General features: G+C 74.1%; 16 protein-coding genes. 12 read left to right on the top strand and 4 right to left on the bottom strand.

Going from position 1 to position 18990, the window contains the following annotated elements:
• The coding region (locus I4I78_RS02485) for a type II toxin-antitoxin system VapC family toxin (protein WP_218609516.1) at positions 1-349 on the bottom strand (349 nt) is incomplete at its 3' end.
• Positions 346-600 carry a type II toxin-antitoxin system Phd/YefM family antitoxin gene (locus tag I4I78_RS02480; RefSeq protein ID WP_218609515.1) on the bottom strand — a complete coding sequence of 85 codons (255 nt, stop codon included), beginning with the start codon at positions 598-600 and terminating at the stop codon, positions 346-348. The genes I4I78_RS02485 and I4I78_RS02480, both read right to left, overlap by 4 nt.
• A 70-nt stretch (positions 601-670) precedes the next feature.
• On the opposite strand from I4I78_RS02480, the gene I4I78_RS02475 reads away from it, so the two are divergent.
• The 6 genes from I4I78_RS02475 to I4I78_RS02450 all read left to right on the top strand — a co-directional run bounded on the left by I4I78_RS02475 (position 671) and on the right by I4I78_RS02450 (position 8047).
• The gene (locus I4I78_RS02475; RefSeq protein WP_218609520.1) at positions 671-2110 is read left to right on the top strand and encodes a pyridoxal-dependent decarboxylase; all 1440 of its coding nucleotides are present in this window, start codon (positions 671-673) and stop codon (positions 2108-2110) included.
• Positions 2111-2148: 38 nt separating this feature from the next.
• Positions 2149-3126 (top strand): iron-siderophore ABC transporter substrate-binding protein, encoded by a 978-nt coding sequence (locus I4I78_RS02470; RefSeq protein ID WP_218609514.1) that lies wholly within the window; start codon positions 2149-2151, stop codon positions 3124-3126.
• 135 nt (positions 3127-3261) lie between these two features.
• Entirely contained in the window at positions 3262-4674 is a 1413-nt protein-coding gene (locus I4I78_RS02465; protein WP_218609513.1) for a uracil-xanthine permease family protein, read from the top strand.
• Positions 4675-4780: 106 nt separating this feature from the next.
• The gene (locus I4I78_RS02460; protein WP_218609512.1) at positions 4781-5626 is read left to right on the top strand and encodes a nitrilase-related carbon-nitrogen hydrolase; all 846 of its coding nucleotides are present in this window, start codon (positions 4781-4783) and stop codon (positions 5624-5626) included.
• A complete protein-coding gene (gene hydA, locus I4I78_RS02455; RefSeq protein WP_308251859.1) occupies positions 5623-7026 on the top strand; it encodes a dihydropyrimidinase in 1404 nt (467 codons plus the stop codon). Before I4I78_RS02460 ends, hydA begins: the two co-directional genes overlap by 4 nt.
• Positions 7027-7042: 16 nt before the next feature.
• Positions 7043-8047: a TIGR03842 family LLM class F420-dependent oxidoreductase gene (locus tag I4I78_RS02450; protein ID WP_218609518.1), complete on the top strand. Its 1005-nt coding sequence runs from the start codon at positions 7043-7045 to the stop codon at positions 8045-8047.
• Here I4I78_RS02450 and I4I78_RS02445 read toward each other — a convergent pair.
• Entirely contained in the window at positions 8023-8985 is a 963-nt protein-coding gene (locus I4I78_RS02445) for a methionyl-tRNA formyltransferase (RefSeq protein ID WP_218609511.1), read from the bottom strand. The genes I4I78_RS02450 and I4I78_RS02445 overlap by 25 nt on opposite strands.
• Positions 8986-9133: 148 nt before the next feature.
• Between I4I78_RS02445 and I4I78_RS02440 the strand changes: the two genes are divergently transcribed.
• The 3 genes from I4I78_RS02440 to I4I78_RS02430 all read left to right on the top strand — a co-directional run bounded on the left by I4I78_RS02440 (position 9134) and on the right by I4I78_RS02430 (position 13322).
• The gene (locus I4I78_RS02440) at positions 9134-10840 is read left to right on the top strand and encodes an ABC transporter ATP-binding protein (RefSeq protein WP_218609510.1); all 1707 of its coding nucleotides are present in this window, start codon (positions 9134-9136) and stop codon (positions 10838-10840) included.
• A gap of 47 nt (positions 10841-10887) precedes the next feature.
• Positions 10888-12621 (top strand): ABC transporter ATP-binding protein, encoded by a 1734-nt coding sequence (locus I4I78_RS02435; protein WP_218609517.1) that lies wholly within the window; start codon positions 10888-10890, stop codon positions 12619-12621.
• A gap of 83 nt (positions 12622-12704) precedes the next feature.
• Positions 12705-13322, top strand: coding sequence for a GNAT family N-acetyltransferase (locus I4I78_RS02430; protein ID WP_218609509.1), 618 nt, complete (start codon positions 12705-12707; stop codon positions 13320-13322).
• Between the two features lie 34 nt (positions 13323-13356).
• Here the strand turns inward: I4I78_RS02430 and I4I78_RS02425 are convergent, their stop codons facing one another.
• On the bottom strand, positions 13357-14031 hold the full coding sequence (locus I4I78_RS02425; protein ID WP_218609508.1) for a formyltransferase family protein: 675 nt from the start codon (positions 14029-14031) through the stop codon (positions 13357-13359).
• A gap of 111 nt (positions 14032-14142) precedes the next feature.
• Between I4I78_RS02425 and I4I78_RS02420 the strand changes: the two genes are divergently transcribed.
• The 3 genes from I4I78_RS02420 (at position 14143) to I4I78_RS02410 (ending at position 18943) form a co-directional block, all read left to right on the top strand.
• On the top strand, positions 14143-15903 hold the full coding sequence (locus I4I78_RS02420) for an ABC transporter ATP-binding protein (protein ID WP_218609507.1): 1761 nt from the start codon (positions 14143-14145) through the stop codon (positions 15901-15903).
• A complete protein-coding gene (locus tag I4I78_RS02415) occupies positions 15900-17729 on the top strand; it encodes an ABC transporter ATP-binding protein (RefSeq protein ID WP_218609506.1) in 1830 nt (609 codons plus the stop codon). Before I4I78_RS02420 ends, I4I78_RS02415 begins: the two co-directional genes overlap by 4 nt.
• 221 nt (positions 17730-17950) lie before the next feature.
• Entirely contained in the window at positions 17951-18943 is a 993-nt protein-coding gene (locus I4I78_RS02410; protein ID WP_218609505.1) for an iron-siderophore ABC transporter substrate-binding protein, read from the top strand.
• Positions 18944-18990 lie beyond the last annotated feature (47 nt).

The following is an 18990-nucleotide window of genomic DNA, read 5'->3' as shown; positions in this document are numbered from 1 at the left end:
CGGCCCGGCGCGCGTCATAGGTGACCATCGTGTCCGCGTCCGCACGCAGCGCGACCGCGAGGTGCAGCGCGTCGAGGCTGCGCAGGTGCCGTCCGGGCAGCAGGCCGGCCTCGCGGTACACCGAGCGGTCGGGTTCGACGATGTCGAACCGGCCCAGCAGCTCGGTGACCGCGGACTGGTCGAGGTCCAGACGGACCGCCAGCCGACGCAGCTCCGTCTCCAGGAGCGTGCTCGACACGAGGGAGTCACCCGCGGACACCGACTCGTCCAACCGACCGGCCAGGCGGGAGGACGCGTCCTCGTCGACGACGAGCTTCGCCGCCGCGGACGTCTCGACATAGACGATCACCGCTCGGCGCGCAGCTCGTCCAGGACGTCCTGCACCGGACGGTCCATGCGGACACGGGCGAGCCCCGCGAAACCACCTCGAACGGTGGCCGGTCGGACGCGCAGCGACGCCACGCCCGCCCGCGGTGGCGGGACGAGCACGGCCACGACCTCACCGTTGTTCGTCACGTGGACGGTCTCCCCCGCCGCGACGTCGCGCAGCACCGCACTGCTGTTGTTGCGCAGCTCCCGGTGCGGGATCGTTCTCGCCATGTCGGCACCTCCGTAGCAATCGTAGCAACGCCTCTCCGGGGCCGGGGTAGCGTCAGTTTCCGTGCCCGACCTGGATCCCGAACAGTTCCGCCTGCTCGCCCACCGCTACGTCGACTGGGTCGCCGACCACCGGGCCGGGCTGGAGTCACGCCCGGTCCGCGACGACGTCGTGCCCGGTTCGGTGCGCGACCGCTTCCCGGCGGAGGCGGCCGAGGAGCCGCAGGACCTCGGGGCGCTGCTGGACCGGGTGGACGAGATCGTCGTGCCGGCCGACACCCGCTGGCAGCACCCCGGGTTCCACGCGTTCTTCCCGGCCAACGCCTCGCTCACCTCGCTGCTCGGCGAGATCGTCGCCGGCGGGCTGGGTCCGCAGGGGATGCTGTGGTCGACCTCGCCCGCCTGCACCGAGGTCGAGCAGGCGCTGACCGACCAGCTCGCCCGCGGACTCGGTCTCGGCGAGGCGTTCACCCACATCGGCGGGGGTGGCGGGGTGATCCAGGACTCGGCCTCGTCGGCGGCGCTGGTGGCGGTGCTCGCGGCCCTGCACCGGACGTCCGGCGGGCGCTGGCGCGAGACCGGGGTGACCGGCGCCGAGCGGGTGTACGTGACGGCGGAGACGCACTCGTCGCTGGCCAAGGCGGTGCGGGTGGCCGGGCTCGGGGAGCGGGGGCTGCGCACGGTTCCGTTCGCGCCGGGCACCCGCACGATGGACCCGCTGGCGCTGGCCGCGATGCTCGCGGCCGACGCGGAGCGGGGGCTGGTCCCGACACTGGTGTGCGCGACGGTCGGCACCACCGGCACCGGTGCGGTGGACCCGGTGCGCGCGGTCGCGGCGGCCGCCGCCCGGCACGGCGCCTGGGTGCACGTCGACGCCGCGTGGGCCGGGGTGGCCGCGCTGTGCCCGGAGTTCCGCCACCTCGTCGACGGCGTGGAGCTGGCCGACTCGTTCTGCACCGACGCGCACAAGTGGCTGCTCACCGCGTTCGACGCGTCGCTGCTCTGGGTGCGCGACGCCGCCGCGCTGCCGGCGGCGCTGTCGCTGACCCCGGCCTACCTGCGCGACAGCGCGTCGGACTCCGGTGCCGTCGTGGACTACCGGGACTGGCAGGTGCCGCTGGGGCGGCGGTTCCGGGCGATGAAGCTGTGGTCGGTGCTGCACGGGCAGGGACTCGAGGGGCTGCGGGCGCACCTGCGCGGGCACGTCATCCTGGCCGGCGAGCTGGCCCGCCGGGTCCGCGACCACCCCGGCCTGGAGCTCGCGGCCGAGCCGTCGCTGTCGCTGGTGTGCCTGCGCGTGCGCACCGGCGGCACCGACGCCGACGACGACGCCGCCGGGCGGGCGTTGCTGGCCGCGGTCAACGCCACCGGCCGGACCTTCCTGTCGCACACCGAGATCGACGGACGGTTCGTGATCCGTGTGGCGTTCGGCTCACCCACCACGTCCGACCAGCACCTGGAGGAGCTCTGGACGATCCTCACGAACTCGGTCCCGATCCCTACGCTTCGGTAAGGCTAACCTGTCTGCACTCAGACGAAAGGACGCCCCCGATGCCTCGCCCCCTCCTGCGCGCCGCCGCCGCGGCCGCGGTACTCCTCCTCGCCCTGACCGGCTGCAGCAGCGGATCGGAGCAGCCGGAGGCGGGCGGGACCGCGCCGACCGGCGCGTTCCCGGTCACCCTGAACCACGCGTTCGGCGCGACCACGATCCCCGCCGAGCCCCGGCGCGTGGTGGCCGTCGGCCTCAACGACTCCGACTTCCTGCTCTCGCTGGGCGTCGTCCCGGTCGGCTCCCGCGAGTTCACCGGCGGCTTCGACTGGGAGAACCGGGCCTGGGCCCAGCAGTCGCTGGGTGGACAGAAGCCGCCCGCGCTCATCGGCACCGAGGTGCCGGTCGAGCAGATCGCCTCGCTGAAGCCGGACCTGATCCTCGGCGTCTACTCCTTCCTGGACAAGACGACCTACGAGGCGCTGTCCAAGATCGCCCCGACGGTGGCCCAGTCGACCCCGGACGGCACGGACGCCGCACCCTGGCCGGAGCAGATGCGGATCACCGGGCAGGCCGTGGGCCGGACCCAGCAGGCCGATGAGGTGATCGCGGCGACCCGGACGAAGTTCGACGACGCCAAGGCCGCCCACCCGGCGTTCGCCGGCAGGTCGCTGAAGATGGACTTCGTCGTCGGCGGGACCCCGATCAACCTCGGTACCGACGACCTGCGCGCACAGCTGTTCGCGGGCCTGGGCTTCCGGGTCCCCGCGGACACCCAGAATCTCTCGCGCGAGCAGCAGGGCCAGCTCGACGCGGACGTCCTGGTCGTGATGGGACGGTCGAGGGCCGAGGCGATGGCCGACCCGGTGTTCGCGAACATCCCGGCGGTCCGGGCGGGGCGGGTGGCGTTCCTCGGTGGCTACACGACCGAGTTCGCCGGTGCGCTGGGCTTCTCCAGCCCGCTGAGCCTGCCGTACGCGATCGACTCGGTCGCGCCGAAGCTCGACGCCGCCCTGAAGGGGCAGCCGCAGGGCACCTGAGGCGACCGCGCCGGCGCGGCGTTCGTGAACGTCACGTTGCGGGCCACCGGGAACCCCTTGTCCGGCCGGTGACCACGGGCCACCCTGTGCCGGGCCTCGTACGTCGTCCGAGGCCCGGGACGAAGGGGGCCGCAGGTGGCGCGCAGGGGCTGGACGGTGGTGTACGGGGGCAGGACGCCGCCGCCGGGTGGAGTGGTCGCCCCGGACGAGCGGCTGTCCTGGCCGCGCACGGTCGGGCTCGGCGGCCAGCACGTGATCGCGATGTTCGGGGCGACGTTCGTCTTCCCGGTCCTGATGGGACTGAACCCGAACATCGCGATCCTGATGAGCGGCGTCGCCACCGCGCTGTTCCTGCTGATCGTGCGCGGGAAGGTCCCCAGCTACCTGGGCACCTCGGCGTCGTTCGTCGGCGGGGTCGCGGCGATCCGGGCCCAGGGCGGCGACAGCGCGGCGGTGACCGGCGCGATCCTCGTCGCCGGCCTGGTCCTGCTGGTGATCGGTCTCCTCGTGCACCGCCTCGGCGCGCACGTGGTCACCCGGGTCCTGCCGCCCGCGGTGACCGGCGCGGTCGTCATGCTGATCGGCTTCAACCTGGCCTCGGTCGCGGCGACCACGTACTGGCCGCAGGACCAGTGGTCGGCCCTGGTCACGATGATCGTGGTGATGGTCGCGGCGGTGCTGCTGCCGGGCTTCTGGGGCCGGATCGGCGTGCTGATCGGGCTCGTCGCCGGCTTCGCCTTCTCCTGGTTCCTGGACCTGACCGCGGGGCCGATCACCGCCCCGGACGCGAACGGCGACGTCTCGACGCACCTGCGGGTGGACCTGTCCGGCGTCGGTCAGGCGGACTGGGTCGGGCTCCCGCCTGCCACCATGACCGGCCCGGACGGCATGGAGATCGCCGGCTGGCACCTGCCGACGTTCTCGTTCGCGTTCGTGCTGCTCGTGCTGCCCTCGGTGATCGCACTCGTCGCGGAGAACACCGGGCACGTGAAGGCCGTGCAGGGCATGACCCGCGTCGACCTCGACCCCTACCTCGGACGCGCGCTGGCGGGCGACGGCGCCGGGACTGCGCTGGCCGGGCTCGTCGGCGGGTCCCCGACCACCACCTACGCCGAGAACATCGGCGTCATGGCCGCGACGCGGGTCTACTCGACGGCGGCGTACTGGGTGGCCGCGGCGTTCGCGGTGCTGCTCGGGTTCTGCCCCAAGTTCGGCGCGGTCGTGGTCGCGGTGCCCGGCGGGGTGCTCGGCGGTCTCACCGTGGTGCTCTACGGGATGGTCGGGCTGCTCGGGGCGAAGATCTGGGTGCAGAACCGGGTCGACCTCGGACACCCGGCCACGCTGATCCCGCTGGCCGCCGGCCTGATCCTGGGGATCGGCGGGGCGAGCATGACCGTCGGGAGCTTCGAGCTGTCCGGGATCGCGCTGGGCACGATCGTGGTGCTCGTCGCCTACCACGGCCTGCACCGCGCGCTGCCCGCGGACCGCCGCCCCGGCGTCGAGCACGACGCCACCGCCGGGGAGCACGCGGACCGCGCCGACACGTGACGGCCGGGTGTCGGCAGCCCACCCTCCTCCGTCGACCGGACCCGCCCTTGCGCGCGGGCCGGGTCGGCGGACAGGCTGGGGCGCTCCACGACGAGGGGAGCCCCGCATGGCCGAGCAGGTCGTCCGCGCCGCGATCGTGCAGGCGAAATGGACGGGTGACACCGCCTCGATGATCGAGGTGCACGAGTCCCGGGCCCGCAGCGCCGCCGAGCAGGGCGCGCGGATCATGGGGTTCCAGGAGGTGTTCAACGCCCCCTACTTCTGCCAGGTGCAGGAGGCCGAGCACTACCGCTGGGCCGAGCCGGTCCCGGACGGCCCGACCGTCGTCCGGATGCAGGCACTGGCCCGGGAGACCGGCATGGTGCTCGTCGTGCCCGTGTTCGAGCGCGAGAGCGCCGGCAACTTCTACAACACCGCGGTCGTGATCGACGCCGACGGCACGGTGCTGGGCTCCTACCGCAAGCACCACCTCCCGCAGGTGTACGGCTTCTGGGAGAAGTACTACTTCCGCCCCGGCAACCTCGGCTGGCCGGTGTTCGACACGAAGGTCGGCAAGGTCGGCGTCTACATCTGCTACGACCGGCACTTCCCGGAGGGCTGGCGCGCGCTCGGGCTGGCCGGGGCGCAGATCGTGTTCAACCCCAGCGCCACCAGCCGCGGGCTCTCGGCGCACCTGTGGAAGCTGGAGCAGCCGGCCGCGGCGGTGGCCAACGAGTACTTCGTGGCCGCGATCAACCGGGTCGGCGTCGAGGAGTACGGCGACAACGACTTCTACGGCACCAGCTACTTCGTGAACCCGCGCGGGGAGTTCGTCGGCGAGCCGGCCTCGGACTCCGACGAGGAGCTCGTGGTCCGCGACCTGGACCTGAACATGATCGACGAGGTTCGTGCGCAGTGGGCGTTCTACCGCGACCGCCGCCCGGACGCCTACGGCCCGCTGGTCGCCCCGTGAGCGCCCGGACCCTGGTCACCGGTGGGACCGTGCTCACCGCCGCCGACGAGATCGCCGCGGACGTGCTGGTCGACGGCGAGCAGGTGGTCGCCCTGGCCACCCCGGGATCGACGCTCGCCGCGTCGTTCACCCCGGACACCGTCGTCGACGCGACCGGCTGCTGGGTGATCCCGGGCGGGGTGGACGCGCACACCCACATGGAGATGCCCTTCGGCGGGACGTTCGCCGCGGACACGTTCGAGACCGGTACCCGGGCCGCGGCCTGGGGCGGCACGACGACGATCGTCGACTTCGCGATCCAGTCGAAGGGCGGGTCGCTGCGCGAGGGCCTGGACACCTGGCACGCGAAGGCCGAGGGCAACTGCGCCATCGACTACGCGTTCCACATGATCCTCTCCGACGTCACCGACTCCTCCCTCAAGGAGATGGAGGCGCTCGTCGGCGAGGGCGTGAGCAGCTTCAAGATGTTCATGGCCTACCCGGGCGTCTTCTACTCCGACGACGGTCAGGTCCTGCGCGCGATGCAGAAGGCGGGCGAGACCGGCGGACTGACCATGATCCACGCCGAGAACGGGATCGCGATCGACGTGCTCGTCGAGCAGGCACTGGCCCGCGGGCAGTCCGACCCGCGCTACCACGGGCAGGTGCGGCACGCGCTGCTCGAGGCCGAGGCCACGCACCGGGCGATCGCGCTGGCCCGGGTGGCCGGGGCACCCGTCTACATCGTGCACCTGTCCGCGGCCGAGGCCCTGGCCGAGGTCGCGAGCGCGCGCGAGGCCGGGGTGAACGCGTTCGCCGAGACCTGTCCGCAGTACCTGTTCCTCGACGTCGACGAGCTGTCCCGGCCGGGCTTCGAGGGCGCCAAGTACGTCTGCTCGACGCCGTTGCGCCCGGTCGAGCACCAGGCCGCGCTGTGGCGGGGGCTGCGCGGCGACGACCTGTCCGTCGTGTCCACCGACCACTGCCCGTTCTGCTTCACGGGCCAGAAGGAGCTCGGCGTCGGCGACTTCTCGAAGATCCCGAACGGGATGCCGGGCGTGGAGACGCGGATGGACCTGCTGCACCAGGCCGTCCTGGACGGCCACATCTCGCGCCGGCGCTGGATCGAGCTGGCGTGTGCCACCCCGGCCCGGATGTTCGGCCTCTACCCGCGCAAGGGCACGATCGCGCCCGGATCCGACGCCGACATCGTGATCTACGACCCGACGCGCGTGCAGACGCACTCCGCGGCGACGCACCACATGGCCGTCGACTACTCCCCCTACGAGGGCCGCACGACGACCGGGAAGGCACGCACGGTCCTGTCCCGCGGCAAGGTCGTGGTGCACCGCGACGAGTACCGGGGCCACGCCGGGCACGGCCGCTTCCTGCGCCGCGACACCTGCCAGTACCTACGATGACGGGGCACCTCCGATGATCGACATCGGGCTGGTCCTGCAGACCGATCCCCCGGCGTCGACGCTGGTCGATCGGATGGTCCGGGCCGAGGGGCTGGGCTTCTCGCACGGCTGGACGTTCGACTCGCACCTGCTCTGGCAGGAGCCGTTCGTGCTCTACGGCTCGGTGCTGGAGAGGACCTCGCGGCTCATCGTGGGGCCGATGGTGACCAACCCGGCGACCCGGGACCCGTCCGTGCTGGCGTCGATGTTCGCGACGCTGGACGCCACCTACGGGCCGCGGACGATCTGCGGGATGGGGCGCGGCGACTCCGCGCTGCGCACCCAGGGCCGACCGCCGACGACGCTTCACCGGATGGAGTCGGCCACGCACCTGATCCGCGGGCTCACCGCCGGGCGGACGCTCGACGTCGACGGCACCGCGCTGTCGCTGCCGTGGGTCGAGCCCGGCTCGGCGCCGGTCCCGGTCTGGATGGCCGGGTACGGGCCGAAGGCGCTCGCGCTGGCCGGACGGTGCGCGGACGGGTTCGTGCTGCAGCTCGCCGACCCGTTCCTGGTGCGCTGGACGTGCGAGGCCGTCCGCTCCGCCGCCCGGGACGCGGGCCGCGACCCGGGCGAGATCACGATGTGCGTCGCCGCGCCCGCCTACGTCACCGACGGGTCCGACGCAGACCTGCGGCACGCCCGCGACCAGGTCCGCTGGTTCGGCGGGATGGTCGGCAACCACGTCGCCGACCTCGTCGAGCGCTACGGCCCGGGCAGCGGCGCCCCGGCCGAGCTGACCGACTACATCGCCGGGCGGCAGGGCTACGACTACCGCCACCACGGACGGGCCGGCAACGCCTCCACCGACTTCGTGCCGGACGCCGTGGTGGACCGCTTCTGCCTGCTCGGGCCGGTGTCGGCGCAGCGCGAACGGCTCGACGAGCTGGCCGGGCTCGGCATCGACCAGTTCGCCGTCTACGCCATGCACGACGCGATCGACCCGACGATGGAGGCCTACGGCGCCGCGCTGACCGGGTAGGCGGTGAGGTAGCCGCCCATGTGCGTGAAGTACTCCGTGCCGTCGAGCTCGGTGCCGTCGTCGAGGCGGACGCGCTCGATCACCAGGCCCCGGTTGCAGCCGCGCCGGGCGTCGGCCCCGGTCACGATCGCCACGCCGGTGCCCTCCCGCAGGAAGATCCGGCCCGGGGTGCCGCCGTAGACCTTCTCCGACACGCGGGCCCGCAGGATGCGCAGCCGGCGCTCGCCGTGGAAGCAGTAGGCGTTCGGGTACGGGTCGAGCTGGGCGCGGACCAGGTTGAACACCTCCCGTGCCGAGTGATCGAAGTGGATCCGGTTCTCCTCGTCGGTGCGCCGGTGGAAGTGCGAGGCCGCGCGCCGGTCCTGCGGCGCCCAGTCCGTGCGGCCGGACGCGATCAGCTCCAGCGCGTCGACCGTGATCGGGCCGAACATGGCCAGCGTCCGGTCGAACAGGTCGCCGATCACGTCGTCGTCGGTGATCGGGGTGGTGCGCTGCAGCACGATGTCGCCGGCGTCGAACTCGGCGTTCATCATGTGCGCGGTGACGCCGACCTCGGGCTCGTCGTTGACCAGCGCCCAGTTCAGCGGCGCGAACCCGGCGTAGGCGGGCAGCGGCGCGTCGTGCACGTTCAGCGTGCCCAGGCGCGGGATCGAGAACACCTCCGGTGCGAGCCAGGTCCGCCAGTTCGACACGACCATGATGTCCCCGCCCGCGTCCGTGATCGCGGCGCGCACCTCGTCGTCGTCGGCCCGGTTGCGGACCAGGTAGGTGATGCCCCGCTCGGCGGCCAGCTCGGACACCGACTCGTTGAAGATCTTCTCGTAGGGGTTGTCGCTGCCCGGGTGGGTGACGATCAACGGCACCTCGTGCCCGGCGTCGAGGATCGCCTCGATCGTCCGGCGCCCCCATGTCATGTATCCGAACGCGACCACCCGCATGCCCGTCACCCTCCGAGATCCGCCGAACTTCCGGTTTGCTTACCCTAAGCTATGCACGGCGGGACGGTGCGGATCCCGGCGTCCGACCGTCCGGCCCCGGACGCATCCGGTCATGATCACGAACGCCGGGGGTGGCTACCCTCCACGCATGCCGAGCTCGGTGGCCCGTCCGCACACGGGCGCGTCCGTCCTGCGCGGCTCGCTCGGCGCGTTCCGCGGGCGGCTCGCGGCGGCGGCCACCCTGTTCTGCGGGCACCAGACGGGTGAGGCGCTCGTTCCGGTGCTGGTGGGCGTGGTCATCGACGAGGCGGTCGGGACCGGCGACCCGGCGGCGCTGATCGGCTGGCTGGCGCTGCTCGGTGTGGACTTCCTGTTCCTCTCGACGTGCTACCGGTTCGGCGCCCGGCAGGCCTGGCACGCCGACGTGCACGCCGACGCGCGGCTGCGGATGCAGCTCGCGGACCGGCTGCTGGACGCGCGCGGGGGTGCCGAGGCCGGGCGGCTGCCGGGCGGCCTGGCCATCCTCGCGGTCTCCGACGCCAAGCGGGTCGCGATCGTCAGCTTCATGCTGCCGCTGGGGGTGGCCGCGGTCGCGGCCGTCGCCGTGGCCGCGGTGTCGCTGCTCACCATCTCCCTGCCGCTGGGTCTGCTGATCCTGCTCGGCACGCCGCCGCTGCTGTGGCTGGTCCAGCTCGTGGGCAAGCCGCTGGAGAGACGCAGCGGGGCCGAACAGGAACGGGCCGCCCAGGCCTCCGGGGTGGCGGCGGACCTGGTGACCGGGATCCGGGTGCTCAAGGGCATCGGCGCGGAGAAGGCGGCGATGGCGGCGTACGTGGGCACCAGCCGTACCGCGCTCGGCGCGACGCTGCGCGCGACCCGTGCCGAGGCCGGGTTCCTCGGATCGGTCCAGCTGGGCAACGGCCTGTTCCTGGCCCTGATCGCACTGATCGGCGGGCGTCTCGCGGCCGACGGCGAGATCAGCGTCGGTGGGCTCGTGGCCGCGGTCGGGCTCGCCCAGTTTTTGGTCGGCCCGCTGCAGGTCTTCGGGTTCGTCAGCGCGCGGCTCGCGCAGGGCCGGGCGTCGGCGGCCCGGATCGCCGAGGTGCTCGGCGCCGGCCACACGGTGGGCGAGGGCGACGCCGCCACCCCGCACCGGACGCCCGGCGGAGCGCTCACCCTGCGGGGGATCGGCGGCGGTGGCCTCGACCGGCTCGACCTCGACGTCCCGGCCGGGCAGCTGCTCGGTGTGGTGGTCCCGGACCCGGCCCAGGCCTCGACGCTGTTGCGCTACCTGGCCCGCGAGGCCGAGCCCGGGTCCGGCCGCGTCGAGCTCGACGGCACGCCGCTGGGCGCCTACCCGCCGGACCTCGCGCGGACCCACGTCCTCGTCGCCGCGCACGACGCACACCTGTTCGCCGGCACCCTGGTCGACAACGTGCTGGCCGGCGGGCCCGGCGACCGCGACCTCGACCGGGTGATGGCCGCCGCCCAGGCCGACCAGGCCGCGGACTCGCTCCCGGCGGGGCGCGACACCGAGATCACCGCACGGGGCAGCTCGCTGTCCGGTGGCCAGCGCCAGCGGGTCGCACTGGCCCGGGCACTGGCGGCGGACCCGGCGGTGCTGGTGCTGCACGACCCCACCACCGCCGTCGACGCCGTCACCGAGACCCGGATCGCCGACGGGCTGCGCGAGGTCCGCCGCGGCCGCACGACCGTGCTGGTGACCACCAGCCCGGCCCTGCTCGCGGTCACCGAACGGGTCGTCGTGCTGGAGTCCGGCCGGATCCGGGCCGAGGGCACACACGCCGACCTGCTCCGCGACGACGCCGCCTACCGGGCGCTGGTGACCGGGTGACCCGTCCGGAGAACGACCACCTGCTCCCGGTCGCCGACGGCGCCCGGATGCGCGCCGTGCTGCGCGAGCTCGTCGCGCCGCAGCGGTCACGGGCCGTGCTCGCCCTCGTCATGCTGGTCGGCGGCGCCGCGGTCAGCCTGCTGACCGCGCCGCTGCTCGGCCGGATCGTCGACATCGTGGCCCAGCGGCGCGGCGCGGACGCCGTGACCGGCCCGGTGCTCGGTCTGGTCGGGGTCGCTCTCGGCCAGGGACTGCTGGCCGTCCTCGGTGTCGCGCTGGTCGCCCGGGTCGGCGAGACGATGCTGGCCCGGCTGCGCGAGCGGTTCGTCGACCGGGCGCTGCACCTGCCGCTGGAACGGCTCGAGCGTGCCGGGTCCGGTGACCTCACCTCGCGGGTCACCGACGACGTGTCGGTGGTCGGCGAGGCGGTGCGCGAGGCGTTGCCGGAGTTCGCCCGCGCCGCGCTGCTCATCGCGCTGACCCTCGTCGGGCTGGCCGCCCTGGACTGGCGGTTCCTCGTCGGCGCGCTGCTGGCCGTCCCGATCCAGGCCTGGACCGCACGCTGGTTCCTGACCCGCTCGGCCCCGATCTACGCCGAGCAGCGCATCGCAGGCGGCGCCCAGCAGCAGCAGCTGCTCGATACCACCGCGGGCCTGGCCACGGTCCGGGCCTTCCGGCTGCGCGCGCAGCACTCCGCGCGGGTCCGCGCCCGCGCCGAGCACGTGGTCGCGCTGGCCATGCGCGTCGTGCGCCTGCAGACGCGGTTCTTCGGACGGCTCAACGCCGCCGAGTACGTCGGCGTGGCCGGGGTGCTGGTGGCCGGCTTCCTGCTCGTACGCGGCGGCGGCGCCACGATCGGTACGGCCAGCGCCGCGGCGCTGTACTTCATCAACCTGTTCACCCCGATCAACATCGTGCTCTTCCAGCTGGATGCGGCCCAGTCCGCGATCGCCGGCCTGCGCCGCATCGTCGGGGTGGCCGACCTGCCGGACGAGGACCGCCCGGCCGATCCGGCCCGGCCGGCTGACTCCCGGGTGCGCGCCCGCGGCCTGGGCCACGCCTACGTCGCGGACCACCCGGTACTGCGCGACATCCACCTCGACGTCGAGCCCGGGTCGCGGGTCGCGCTGGTCGGGGCCAGCGGGGCCGGCAAGACCACCCTGGCCAAGCTGGTGGCCGGCATGCACCGCCCGAGCACCGGGTGGGTCGACATCGGCGGCGCCCGGCTCGAGGACCAGGACCCGGAGGTGACCCGGGGCACCGTCTCACTGGTGACCCAGGAGGTGCACGTCTTCGCCGGTCCACTGGCCGCGGACCTGCGCCTGGCCCGGCCGGCGGCGACCGACGACGAGCTGCGCGCGGCTCTCGACGCGGTCGGCGCACTGGGCTGGACCGCCGCGCTGCCGGACGGGCTGGACACCGTCGTCGGTGCCGGCGGGCACGAGCTGACGGTGGTGGCGTCGCAGCAGCTCGCGCTGGCCCGGCTCTTTCTGGCCGACCGCCCGGTCGTCATCCTGGACGAGGCCACGGCCGAGGCAGGCAGCTCCGGCGCCCGGGTCCTGGAGAGCGCCGCCGATGCCGCACTGCGCGGCCGGACGGCCCTGGTCGTGGCGCACCGGCTCACCCAGGCATCGAGCGCGGACGTCGTCGTCGTACTGGACGCCGGGCGGATCGTCGAGCAGGGATCGCACGAGGACCTCGTGGCGGCCGGCGGCCCGTACGCCCGGCTGTGGTCGGCCTGGTCCGGGTTGCGCGGCCCGGGCACCGGCGAGACGCGCTGACGATCACGCCGGCCCGCTCGGCAAGATCAGGTTAGACTACCCTTACTAACGGATCTGTCGCTTTTGTGACGACGTGAGGAGGCATGACAGTGGTACGGAACGGGACCCCGTTCGGGCACCGCCCCCCGCTGCCCCGGTCCACCGGATCCTGGACGTTCCGCACGGCACGCCCGGTGGCCCCGGATCTCGACCTGGTGCACCGCTGGATGAACGACCCGGACGTGGCGCGCTTCTGGGACCAGGCGTGGTCGCGGGCCGACTGGCGCGAGGAGCTCTCCGCCCAGCTCGAGCACGGTCCGGCGCACCCCTGCATCGTGGAGCGGGGCGGGCGCCCGTTCGCCTACCTGGAGCTCTACTGGAGCAGCCGGCACGCGATCGCCCGGCACTACCCGGCACGCGAGGGCGACGTCGGCGTGCACATCGCGCTCGGCGACCCGGGGTCCCGCGGCGGCGGGCGGGGCACCGAGCTCCTGCGCGACACCGCGCACGGCATGTACGAGGTGACGCCGGGGTGCACCCGGGTGCTGGCCGAGCCGGCCGCGGACAACGGTGCCGCCCGGGCCGCGTTCGGCCGGGCCGGGTTCCACGAGCTGGGCGAGATCGAGCTGGCGCACAAACGGGCCGCGCTCGTCGTGCACACCGCAGGCACCGACGACGTGCCCGCACTGCGGCGCGAGGTCACCGCGCACGCGAGCCGCTGACGCGTGGCCGCCTGCCGCGCGCGGTGACGTCCGCTCAGCGCCAGGCGGCCGCCGCGTCGGGGTAGAAGTCCTCGAACATCCCGAGGTCGGTCGCCCGCTCGTAGTTCGGGTTGTCGCGGTGCTCCGGGACCGCGGCCACCGCCTTCGAGCCGTAGTAGGCCGACCGGCCCTCCGGCTGCGGTTCCGCCACCAGCCTGCCCTCGACCGCGGCGTCGAGGTTGTCGGTGAACAGCCCGTGGCAGGCCTCCATCAGCTCCACCATCACGTCCTCGAAGACGTCCTCGGGGTCGATCGGGAACCGCCGCACCTCCACCACCGGCCCGGTGTCGATACCCGGGTCGACCCGGTGCAGGGTCGCGCCGAACTCGCGCTCGTCGTTCAGGATCGCGTGCGCCACGGTGGCCAGCGGCACCCCGCGGTACCCGGGCAGCGGCCCGCCGTGGATGTTGTAGACCGTCAGGTCGCCGTCGAGCACCTCCGGCCCGAACAGGAACCGGTTGTCGATCGACCACACGATCCCGTCCGAGCAGGCGCGGTGGATCTCCGGACCCAGCGGGCCGATCGCGTCCACGGTCCGCACGTCGAGGTCCGCGACGGCGGCCGGTGCGGCCGAGCGCCCTCCGGTGCAGACCATGTCGACCGTCCGGCCGCCGTCGACGGCGTGCCGGACCGCCCGCCAGAGCAAAGCCCCGTCGCCCACGAAGATCACTGCTGCTCCTCCCTCCGGCGCACCGCGCCTGTGACCGGGCCGGTCGGAACCCGGCGATCTCGGGTCCGGCCCGCAGATGATCGATCGCTCCGGTGAGGTTAGCCTGCGTTCATGGATGCTCCCACCGGCGCTGTGAACCGGACGTCGGTGCTCCGCACGTCGGTCCGCGCCTTCCGCGGCCGGCTGATCGGCGGCACGGTGCTGCTCTGCAGCCACCAGGCCGGCGAGGCGCTGGTCCCGGTCCTGGTCGGGGTGGTGATCGACACCGCGATCGCGACCGGCGACGTCACCGCGCTGATCGGCTGGCTGCTGGTGCTCGCTCTCGACTTCGTGTGGCTGTCCTACAGCTACCGCTTCGGCGCCCGCCTGGTCCTGCACGCCGACCTGCACGCCGACGCGCGACTGCGCCTGGAGGTGGCGCGCCGGCTGCTCGACCAGCGCGGCGGCGCCGAGGCCGGACGCCTGCCGGGCGGCATCACCTCGGTCGCGGTGGCGGACGCCAAGCGGGTCGCGGTGGTCAACTTCTGGGTGCCGACCGGGCTGGCCGCGCTCGCCGCCGTCGCGGTGGCCGCGGTCTCGCTGCTGCGGATCTCGGTCCCGCTCGGGCTGCTGATCCTGCTCGGGACGCCGCCGCTGCTCTGGCTGGTCCAGCTCGTGGGCCGGCCGCTGGAGCGGCGCAGCGGCGCCGAGCAGGAGCGGGCCGCCCGCGCGGCCGGCACCGCAGGCGACCTGGTGTCCGGAATCCGGGTGCTCAAGGGCATCGGCGCGGAACGGGCCGCGGCCGAGCGGTACGCCCGGACCAGCGGGACCGCGCTGAGCGCGACGCTGCGGGCCACCCGCGCCGAGGCCGGGTTCCTCGGGACCGTCGAGCTCGCCAACGGCCTGTTCCTGGCGGTGATCGCGTTCGTCGGCGGCGGGCTGGCGCTGTCCGGGTCGATCACCGTGGGCGGGCTGGTCGCCGCCGTCGGGCTGGCCCAGTTCCTGGTCGGCCCGCTGCAGACCACCGGCCTGGCCGGCGCCCGTCTGGCCCAGGCCCGGGCCTCCGCGGGCCGGATCGCCGACCTGCTCGACGCCGCCCCCGCGATCGGGCCGGGGCGCGAGCAGGCGGAACCGGCCGGCCCGGTGGGCAGGGCGGCGGACGGGTCGACCAGCGGGGCGGCGGACGGCGACGGGGCACGACCGGTCGGCGGGCTGGGGCTGCGCGAGCTGCGGCACGGCACCCTGGACGGCCTGAGCCTCGAGATCACCGCAGGCCAGATGCTCGGGGTCGTCGCGACGGACCCGGCGGACGCCTCCGCGCTGGCCGCCTGCCTGGCCCGCGAGGTCGAACCGGACGGCGGGCGGATCGCGGTGGACGGTTCCGCCCTGCACGACCTGGCCCCGGACGTCGCCCGCGGCCGCGTCCTGGTGGCGGCGCACGACTCGCACCTGTTCACCGGGACGCTGCTCGACAACGTGCTGGCCGGGCGGGCCGCGAGCACCCACACCGATACGGCGATGCGCGCCGCGCGGGCCGACCAGGCCGCCGACACGCTGCCCGACGGGCAGGACACCGAGGTCGCCTCCCGGGGCAGCTCGCTCTCCGGCGGGCAGCGCCAGCGTGTCGCGCTCGCCCGTGCGCTGGCCGCCGACCCGCCGGTGCTGGTCCTGCACGACCCGACGACGGCCGTCGACGCGGTCACCGAGGCCGAGATCGCCGCCGGCATCGCCGCGATGCGCCGGGGCCGCACCACGGTCCTGCTCACCACGAGCCCGGCGCTGCTCGGGGTCACCGACCGGGTGGTCGTGCTGAGCTCCGGGCGGGTGCACGCCGACGGCACGCACGCGTCCCTGATGGACGACCCCGACTACCGGGCGATGGTGACCGGATGAGCGCCCCGGCGACCACCGGACCCGCCGGCGACCGCGCGTCCTCCGGGCCGGACCGGCTCCTGCCGATCGCCGACGGCGCCCGGGTCCGGGCCGTGCTCCGCGAGCTGGTGCGTCCGCGCCGGCGGGTCGCGGTGCTCGCGGTCGCCGCGCTGGTGGCCGGCTCGGCGGTGAGCCTGCTGGCCGCTCCCCTGCTCGGCCGGATCGTCGACACCGTGGCCGCGCAGGGGTCGGCACCCCGCGACGAGGGCACCGGCGTCCTGCTCGGCCCGGTGCTCGGCCTGGCCGGGATCGCGCTGGGCCAGGGCCTGCTCGCGTTCGTCGGGGTCGCGCTGATCGCCCGGGTCGGCGAGACGATGCTCGCGCGGCTGCGCGAGCGGTTCGTCGAGCGCGCGCTGGTCCTGCCGCTGGCCCGCCTGGAACGGGCCGGGTCCGGCGACCTGACGTCGCGGGTCACCGACGACGTCAAGGTCGTCGGAACCGCGGTCCGCCAGGCACTGCCGCAGTTCGCCCGGGCGGCGTTCCTCATCGTGCTGACACTGGTCGGCCTGGCCGTGCTGGACTGGCGGTTCCTGCTCGGTGCGCTGCTCGCGGTCCCGATCCAGGTGGCGACCGCGCGCTGGTTCCTGAACTGGTCCGGCCCGCTCTACACCGAGCAGCGGATCGCCGGCGGCGCGCAGCAGCAGCAGCTGCTCGACACCGCGGGCGGGGTGGCCACGGTGCGCGCGTTCCGGCTGCACGACGAGCACCTCGGACGGGTCCGGGAACGCGCCCAGGCCCTGGTCACCATCGGGCTGCGGCTGGTGCGGCTGCAGACCCGCTTCTTCGGACGGCTCAACGCGGGCGAGCTGGTCGGGCTCGTCGGCGTGCTGGTGGCCGGGTTCCTGCTGGTCCGCAGCGGCACCGCGACGATCGGGGTGGCCAGCGCCGCGGCGCTGTACTTCATCAACCTGTTCACCCCGATCAACATCGTGCTGTTCCAGCTGGACGCGGCCCAGTCCGCGATCGCGGGCCTGCGCCGCATCGTCGGGGTGGCCGACCTGCCGGACGAGGACCGCCCGGCCGATCCGGCCGTCCCGGCCGGCGGCGGCGTCCGCGCCGGCGACCTCACCTACTCCTACGTCGACGGCCACCCGGCGCTGTCCGGCGTGGACCTCGACGTCGCGGCGGGGACCCGGGTGGCCCTGGTCGGCACCAGCGGGGCGGGCAAGTCGACGCTGGCGAAGCTGGTCGCCGGCATGCACGACCCGTCCGGCGGGTCGGTGGCGATCGGCGGCGCCGCGCTGGCGGAGCAGAGCCCGGACGGGCGGCGGCGCACGGTCGCCCTGGTGACCCAGGAGGTGCACGTGTTCGCCGGGTCGCTCGCCGACGACCTGCGCCTGGCCCGCCCGGACGCCACCGATGAGCGGCTGCGCGACGCGCTGGACACCGTCGGGGCGCTGGGCTGGGCGAGCGCCCTGTCCGACGGGCTCGACACCGTCGTCGGCGACGGCGGGCACACCCTCACCGTCGTGCAGTCCCAGCAGCTGGCCCTGGCCCGGCTCGTGCTGGCCGACCCGCCGGTCGCGATCCTCGACGAGGCGACCGCGGAGGCGGGCAGCGCGGGCGCCCGCGTGCTGGAGGTGGCCGCGGCGGCCGCCCTGCGGGGCCGGACCGGTCTCGTCGTCGCGCACCGGCTCACCCAGGCCTGCGACGCCGACCTGGTCGTGGTGCTCGACGCCGGCCGGGTCGCGGAGCAGGGCCGGCACGAGGACCTGGTGCAGGCCGGTGGTCGCTACGCCGACCTGTGGGGCGCGTGGTCCGGGGTGCGCCGCGACCGGGACGGCTGAGCGGTTCGCCCCCGTTCGCCCGCTTCGTCGTGTGACGTAGGCGTTACTTGACGGTTGATTGAGGGTAGGCGAACCTGACCTCGACAACATCGTCTTCCGCACGATGGATGGCGACGCGGTGCGGGGTCGACCCACCCGCCGAGAACTCCATCATCGAGAACAGGGAGCTCATGCACCCGACGCCACACCCACCCCGGCGCCGCACAGGCCACCGCCTCCGCGTGCTGCTCACCGCAGTCACCGCGACCGTCGCGCTCGCCGCGTGCGGGTCCCCCTCCGGAGGCGAGGCGCCACCCGCGTCCGGCGGGCAGGCCGACGGCGCGTTCCCGGTCACCGTCGAGCACGCCTACGGCAGCACCGAGATCCCCGCGGCGCCGAAGCGGGTGATCACGCTGGGCTACACCGACCCCGACCCGCTGCTGGCCGTGGGCGTCGCCCCGATCGGGATCGTCAACTGGTTCCTCACGCCGCCGCCGAACAACAAGTGGCCGTGGCAGGAGGCCGGGTACGGCGCCACCGTGCCGGAGGAGGTCGGCAAGCGTGACGAGTACAACCTGGAGAAGATCGCGGCGCTGCAGCCGGACCTGATCATCGCCGGATACTCCGGTATGACCCAGGCCCAGTACGACCAGGTCTCGAAGATCGCCCCGACGGTGGCCCAGCCGAAGGACTACGAGCAGTTCACCGCGCCCTGGCAGGTACTGACCCGGCACATCACGAAGGCGGTCGGGCAGGAGCAGCGCGGCAACGAACTCGTCACCCAGACCGAGGCCCGGATCGCCCAGGTCAAGTCGGCACACCCGGAGTGGGCGCAGCAGACCGCGGCGGTCATGCAGTTCCAGGCCCCGGACTACCGCGTGTTCTCCAAGGGCGACCTCAAGGCCGACCTGATGAGCGCGCTCGGCTTCCAGGCCCCGCCGGAGGTCACCCAGCTCGCCGCGGGCAAGAGCGACGCCTCGGTCAGCCCGGAGCGCGTCGACCTGCTCAACGTGGACAAGCTGCTCGTGTTCGCCCGGAACCCGCAGGTGCAGGCGGAGATCTCGGCGCGGCCGGAGTTCGCGGCGCTGCCGGTCGCACAGCAGAAACGGGTCCGGTTCCTGAGCACCACGGAGCCGACGTCCGCCGCGATCAGCTACGGCAGCCCGATCAGCTTCCCGTACGCGCTGGACAAGCTGGTCCCCCTGCTGGAGGGCATTCCCGCCCCCACGCAGTGATCCCCCTTCGCACACGCTGAACGAGCGGCGCCCCCGTCGGAACCTTT

The organism is Pseudonocardia sp. KRD291 (assembly GCF_019263595.1).
Taxonomy (GTDB): Bacteria; Actinomycetota; Actinomycetes; order Mycobacteriales; family Pseudonocardiaceae; genus Pseudonocardia.
This window is presented reverse-complemented; position numbering and strand designations above follow the sequence as displayed.

What these genes read in the sequence shown, in the direction of transcription:
- I4I78_RS02430 (WP_218609509.1), top strand. Translation starts at nt 12,705, where the DNA reads ATGACAGTGGTACGGAACGGGACCCCGTTCGGGCACCGCCCCCCGCTG.
- I4I78_RS02440 (WP_218609510.1), top strand. Translation starts at nt 9,134, where the DNA reads ATGCCGAGCTCGGTGGCCCGTCCGCACACGGGCGCGTCCGTCCTGCGC.
- I4I78_RS02445 (WP_218609511.1), bottom strand. Translation starts at nt 8,985, where the DNA reads ATGCGGGTGGTCGCGTTCGGATACATGACATGGGGGCGCCGGACGATC.
- I4I78_RS02435 (WP_218609517.1), top strand. Translation starts at nt 10,888, where the DNA reads ATGCGCGCCGTGCTGCGCGAGCTCGTCGCGCCGCAGCGGTCACGGGCC.
- I4I78_RS02480 (WP_218609515.1), bottom strand. Translation starts at nt 600, where the DNA reads ATGGCGAGAACGATCCCGCACCGGGAGCTGCGCAACAACAGCAGTGCG.
- I4I78_RS02470 (WP_218609514.1), top strand. Translation starts at nt 2,149, where the DNA reads ATGCCTCGCCCCCTCCTGCGCGCCGCCGCCGCGGCCGCGGTACTCCTC.
- I4I78_RS02415 (WP_218609506.1), top strand. Translation starts at nt 15,900, where the DNA reads ATGAGCGCCCCGGCGACCACCGGACCCGCCGGCGACCGCGCGTCCTCC.
- I4I78_RS02420 (WP_218609507.1), top strand. Translation starts at nt 14,143, where the DNA reads ATGGATGCTCCCACCGGCGCTGTGAACCGGACGTCGGTGCTCCGCACG.
- I4I78_RS02460 (WP_218609512.1), top strand. Translation starts at nt 4,781, where the DNA reads ATGGCCGAGCAGGTCGTCCGCGCCGCGATCGTGCAGGCGAAATGGACG.